Origin of the sequence: Enterobacter cloacae complex sp. GF14B (assembly GCF_004136805.1) — a bacterium.
Taxonomy (GTDB): Bacteria; Pseudomonadota; Gammaproteobacteria; order Enterobacterales; family Enterobacteriaceae; genus Enterobacter; species Enterobacter hormaechei_C.
Genome location: NZ_QFRV01000349.1, coordinates 1 through 981, shown reverse-complemented (window position 1 = coordinate 981; position 981 = coordinate 1). Strand labels below are relative to the sequence as shown.

Genomic DNA, 981 nt, shown 5'->3' with positions numbered 1-981 from the left:
AAATCATTTCCTGCATGGCGAAGGTCACAAAAGCTAAAGAAGTTCAAGGAGGGAGGAAAGAGTATCTCTTTTCTCACCTACGATGGCACCTTTGGTGCTACCGACAAAGTGTTGGCCTTCATCCAGCAATTTGATGCGGCCTTTGGGGACGAGGGCTTCACGGAGTCCTCCAAGCTACACCATGTAGCTATGCACTTCCAAAAATCAGCTCGTCAATGGTGGGCTAGCCTTCGTGGCAATGGAGAAGCCCCAAAGACATGGAAAACTCTACGAGTTTCCATCATGAAGCAATTTCTTCCAAGCGATACTAAAGATAAAGTTCTTACCGAATGGCGCGGCTTGAAGCTCCTCTCTCATGAGTCTATCAACAAGTATGTAGACAAGTTTTGGGATTTACATCTCAAAGCTACACATTCACAACACATTCTTGATGATTCCCTATTATCTACCTCTACCGATGGAACTTTTGAAATATATCCTGAAGCAATACTTCAAAGTAGAACTAAGCCTCTACATAATCGGATCATTCTTGAACACCTTGTTAAATGGTCAATGTATCCACAGGAAGATGCCACTTAAGAACGTGATGATGTAATGAGACTAAATTATCCAGATTTCATGTCGAGGTGAGGACACCTCGAGTTTTTTAAGTGTGGGAGGATGTAAGATCCCCAATTTTTGGGTCTCTTCTAAAAATAAAAAAAATATCTTTCAATATCTATTTTGCCTATTTTTTTACTTAAGATGCTTGATTGAGAGTACTGAAAGGTTCTAAAGAAAAAAGCAGGGTCGTTTCCATGTTACAGTAGGTTAGACGGACGTTTGGTTCAATTTTGTAAAAAATTACTATTTTTAGCTTTTTCATGCATTTTATGCTTTTAGGTAATTTTTGCAAAAAACAAGATCGGATCCTTAATCTACGTGTTCCAGGGAAGCTATGGTTAAATTTTGTAAAAATCTATTTTTTGTGTGCTTTTCACT

At 38.7% G+C, this 981-nt stretch carries 1 protein-coding gene; it reads left to right on the top strand.

What is annotated here, in order from left to right; all coding sequences use genetic code 11:
- Window positions 1–579: hypothetical protein (locus DD606_RS25615; protein ID WP_139158404.1), on the top strand; the 579-nt coding region annotated here is incomplete at its 5' end.
- Window positions 580–981: the final 402 nt, after the last annotated feature.